Source organism: Sphingomonas segetis (genome assembly GCF_009720245.1).
GTDB classification, from domain to species: Bacteria; Pseudomonadota; Alphaproteobacteria; order Sphingomonadales; family Sphingomonadaceae; genus Sphingomicrobium; species Sphingomicrobium segetis.
The window spans coordinates 1-4,092 of sequence record NZ_WJSQ01000196.1; the positions used below are offsets into that span (position 1 = coordinate 1).

At 63.8% G+C, this 4,092-nt stretch carries 5 protein-coding genes; 2 read left to right on the top strand and 3 right to left on the bottom strand.

What is annotated here, in order from left to right; all coding sequences use genetic code 11:
• Positions 1-227, top strand: a 227-nt coding sequence (locus GH737_RS15465) for a Clp protease/crotonase-like domain-containing protein (protein WP_420853457.1), incomplete at its 5' end; no start/stop codon positions are given.
• Between the two features lie 20 nt (positions 228-247).
• Here the strand turns inward: GH737_RS15465 and GH737_RS13410 are convergent.
• Genes GH737_RS13410 through GH737_RS13420 form a run of 3 tightly spaced genes read right to left on the bottom strand, consistent with a single transcriptional unit; the run spans position 248 to position 2,534 of the window.
• Complete coding sequence (locus tag GH737_RS13410) at positions 248-682, bottom strand: TadE/TadG family type IV pilus assembly protein (protein ID WP_196233189.1); 435 nt, start codon at positions 680-682, stop codon at positions 248-250.
• A gap of 5 nt (positions 683-687) precedes the next feature.
• Positions 688-1,167, bottom strand: coding sequence for a TadE/TadG family type IV pilus assembly protein (locus GH737_RS13415; RefSeq protein WP_155265300.1), 480 nt, complete (start codon positions 1,165-1,167; stop codon positions 688-690).
• Entirely contained in the window at positions 1,164-2,534 is a 1,371-nt protein-coding gene (locus tag GH737_RS13420; RefSeq protein WP_155265301.1) for a TadG family pilus assembly protein, read from the bottom strand. The genes GH737_RS13415 and GH737_RS13420 overlap by 4 nt, the downstream gene beginning before the upstream one ends.
• Before the next feature lie 217 nt (positions 2,535-2,751).
• Here GH737_RS13420 and GH737_RS13425 point away from each other — a divergent pair, with 217 nt between their 5' ends.
• Positions 2,752-3,960 carry a toxic anion resistance protein gene (locus GH737_RS13425; RefSeq protein ID WP_155265302.1) on the top strand — a complete coding sequence of 403 codons (1,209 nt, stop codon included), beginning with the start codon at positions 2,752-2,754 and terminating at the stop codon, positions 3,958-3,960.
• The last annotated feature ends 132 nt before the right edge of the window (positions 3,961-4,092 follow it).

Consider the following 4,092-nt stretch of genomic DNA (forward strand, 5'->3'; position numbering starts at 1 on the left):
GCGGGCTCGACGGCGCGCTCGCGGCAACCGTCGAGCAGCTCCTCGCCAAGCCGCCGCAGGCGCTGCGCGAGACCCAGCGGCTGCTGCGCCACGGGGCCGCCGATGAAATTCTCGAAAGGATGCAACTCGAAGGTGGCATCTTCGCCGAGCGCCTCAAGTCTCCCGAGGTGAAGGAAGCGATCGGCGCATTCTTCGCAGCACGGAGCAACAATCCCCGCGCCGGGTAACTTCGCTCAGCCCGCGTTCGTCAGGGAGTCGACGGCGGAGGAAGCGCAGCCGCGGCAATATAGACCTGCTTGCTTCGCGTCAGCGTGATCGCCGGACCTGTGAACAGCAGGAAGTTCATGTTCCGCGTGTAGGTGATGGTCAGCGTCTTGTAAGCGCCGACGCTGCTTGGCGTCTGAACGTTGTACGTCCCCCCGGCCGGACCGAACAGCTTCGCATTCTCGACGGCGACGATATTGGTGTCGCTCGGCGCGTCGCAGCCCGTGCTGCTGTTGACGTTCGGGATGCACAGGGTCGCGTAGCGCGCGCCCTCGCCGAGCGCGTGCTGCATGCCGGCATTGGCCTCATAGAGCTGGCTGAACTCGAAGATGCCGTAGATCATCGTGACCAGCACCGGCAGCGACAGCGCGAGTTCGATCACGGCCGCGCCATCATCGCTCTTCAGGAGGCGTTTCACGGTCCTCATTGCGTCCTAAGCCCCGCCCGCCCGTGCAGCGTGTAGCTGCCGTTGCTGTTCGAGCCCGGCCAGCGGTTGGACGCGAACATGGGCGTGAAATCGTGCGTGACATCGACGGTGAGCCAGCGCGCCTGGGTCTGGCCCGACGTGCAATTCATGTCGTAGGTCGACTGACGGGTGCCGTTGCACTCGAGCCAAAAGTCGATCGTCACATTGCTCGTGGTCACGTCGGTGAACCCGGCATCGGTCGCGGCAGTCACCACTTCGTTCTTGAGCGCCGTGAGGGTGCTTTGGCTTGCCTGATACTGCTGCACCTTCTCGATCGCGCGGTAAGCCGTCTGCTCGAGGATAAGCTTCTGGGAATAGGCGCGGCTGATGTCGGCGACGCCGATCACGATCGTGCTGAGCACCGGCAGCAGCAACGCCATCTCGATGATAGCGGCGCCGCGCTCGTCGCGCGTGAGTTTGCGGAACGGCCGGGTCATCCCACCAGCCTCACTTTCTTGCCCAGGAAAGCGTCGGCTCCGGAATCGGTATCGCAAGTGTTCGAAATATCGAGGTTGCCCGAATAATAGACGCGTCGGGCAACCAGCTGAAGGCAATCCGTGGTCATGCCGGCTGTCCCGTTGAACGTCATCTGCTGGCTAGGGAAGTAGAGCGCCCCCTGCAGGAATGAGTCGGCATTGCCGTTGATCGTGCTCTGGTCGTTCGCGCTCGTGCCGTCCTGCGCGCGCCGGTCCTGGTACACGATGATGCCCATGTAGGTTGCCGCAATTCCCGTCGCGCTGGTCCCCGGAGCCTTCAGGTCGAGCTCCGCGCCGCCGTTGATGTTGACGTTGCCGATCGACGGATTGCCGTTGATTTGCCGGTTGGTCAGGATGAACGTGCACCCGTCGCAGCTCACGTGCGCCTGGGCGCCGATGCCGAGCGAACCCCCGTCGAGGACGATGACGCTGCCGGCCGGGAAGGTGACGGTGCCCGAAATGCTGATGCTGTTGAAGCACATCGCCCCGGCCGCGGCACCGGTCATCGCTTTGTAGGTCGTGCCCGCCACGAAGTCGCTTGGGGTCATCGTGGTGTTCGGGTTGTTCTGATTGAGGTTCGGGCAATTCCCGCTCGGATAAGTCGAGCTGTCCGGCGGGTTGATGCCCGCAAACGGGTCTTCCTGGGCGATGGTGAACGGCTGAAGAACCGTGCCGTCCGCCCAGTTGTTGCTCTCCGCGATCCCGCCAACGGCGGCAATCGGGGTCGCATGCACTTCGGAAGAGCCCGTCGCGACGGCCGCGGTCATCGAGGTCGAGTTGGTGATCATTCCGCAGCCGAGGTCGACGTTGGCATTGCCGGTCGCGGTAATGCCCGTCGTCGCAGTGTTCTCGAGGCTTACGACGCAATATTTGCCGCCGGGCACGACCGTCGCGATCGCATTGGCGGTGATCGTCGGCGGAGTCGTCAGGAACATGCCCGAGAAGCTGAGGGGCCGCTGCATCGAGACGCTCACGCGAACGGCATTGACGTCGGTCGTGTAGCCGCCCGTCGTCGGCGGGTTGGTCGCCGTGCAGGTCGGAGTCTGCGGAAGATGATTGTTCTTCTTCACGTCATAGGCGACCGGACTGCTGTAGGTTGCGGTCGCGACGTTGCTGCAATTGTCGACCGTGTTGCCGCGGACCCTGGCATAGGCGCCTGCCATCGCGCCCGAGTCGGCGAGGCGCTGAAGCTGGCGCTTCCACAGCGCCCACTGGATGGTGTCGCTGGCGAGGCCCGCCGACCCGACGATCAGCGGCAGGGCGGCGCCCGCGATGATGAGGGCATTGCCGCGCCGGTCGCGCCACAGTTTCTTCAGGAAGCTGAACATGGTCGCCTGAACCCAAGCCTTTCGATGCGCATCGGCAGGCTTTAGCGCGGACAGGGTAAGCGAAGGGTTCAACGCTGTGGTTAACCGCCGTTGACCTTGATCTCGCGCCGATCATTTCTTGTTTCGTCGTGTCTTAACACTATAATACACCGCAAAGCCCTCAAGCGTTGACCGGCCCGGTGCCGCGCCGCAGAAGGGCGCAGAAAGGATTTGAGCCATGGCCAGCGAAGCGCCTGAGACCCAAACCGCGACAAAGTCGAAGCTGAACCTCGATCCGCCCGATGCGCTGCAAGCCGTCGCGCCGACCGAGGCGTCGGGGCTCGTGCCGCTCAAGGCCGAGGAAACGACCGAGCTCGACAAGCGCGTCGGCAAGTTCGTCGAGGAGCTTGCGAGCCTCGATTCCAACAGTCCCGAATTCGGCAAGAAGGTCGACCAGCTGACGGCAATGGGCCGCAAGGAGATTGCCGAGGCCGCCGGCGCATCGAACCGGTTCCTCGACCGGCCGGTGAAAGCGATCGACAAGGACACCGGCATCGGTGCCGACCTCACTGAGCTGCGCCGCACCGTGGAATCCCTCGACCCCAAGGAGGCGACCAAGACCCGCAAGCTGCTCGGGATCATCCCGTTCGGAAACCGCGTCGACCGCTATTTCGACAAGTACCGCAGCTCGCAGACCCACATCCAGAAAATCCTCGGCAGCCTCGCCAACGGCAAGGACGAGCTGCTGATGGACAATGCGGCGATCGACACCGAGCGCGCGAACCTGTGGAAGACGATGCACAAGCTCGAGCAGATGATCCACATCTCCAAGACATTGGATCAGAAGCTGGAGGACAAGGCCAACGAGCTCGATGCGACCGACCCCGCCAAGGCCAAGGCGATCCGCGAAAGCGCGCTCTTCTACACCCGCCAGCGCACGACAGACCTGCTGACGCAGATGGCGGTGACGGTGCAGGGTTATCTCGCGCTCGACCTCGTCAAGAAGAACAATGTCGAGCTGGTGAAGGGCGTCGACCGAGCCTCGACCACGACCGTCTCCGCGCTGCGCACCGCGGTCACTGTTGCCCAGGCGATGACCAACCAGAAGCTAGTCCTCGAACAGATCGGCGCGCTGAACACGACCACGGCGGGCATGATCGATTCGACCGGCGAGATGCTGCGCACCCAGACCGGCGCGATCCACGAACAGGCGGCGAGTTCGACCATCCCGCTGGAAACGCTGCAGCGCGCCTTCCAGAACATCTACGACACGATGGACCAGATCGACGCCTTCAAGCTCCAGGCTCTCGGCAACATGAAGCAGACGGTCGAGACGCTCGGCAAGGAAGTCGAGAAATCGAAGGGCTATATCGCGCGCGCTGAAGGCGTGAACCAGGCGAAGCTGGAAGGTGCAACCTCGCCGCTGACTCCGATCGAGAGCAAGTGAGCGACGTCACGGACAAAGTAGAGCGGGCAATTGCGCGATTCGACCGCGTCACGCAGCAGCTCGACCAGCGCGGCGGCCCCGTCCGGGCTGCCGCCCGGCGCGAACGGGAGCGGCTGAACGCGGGGCTGGGCC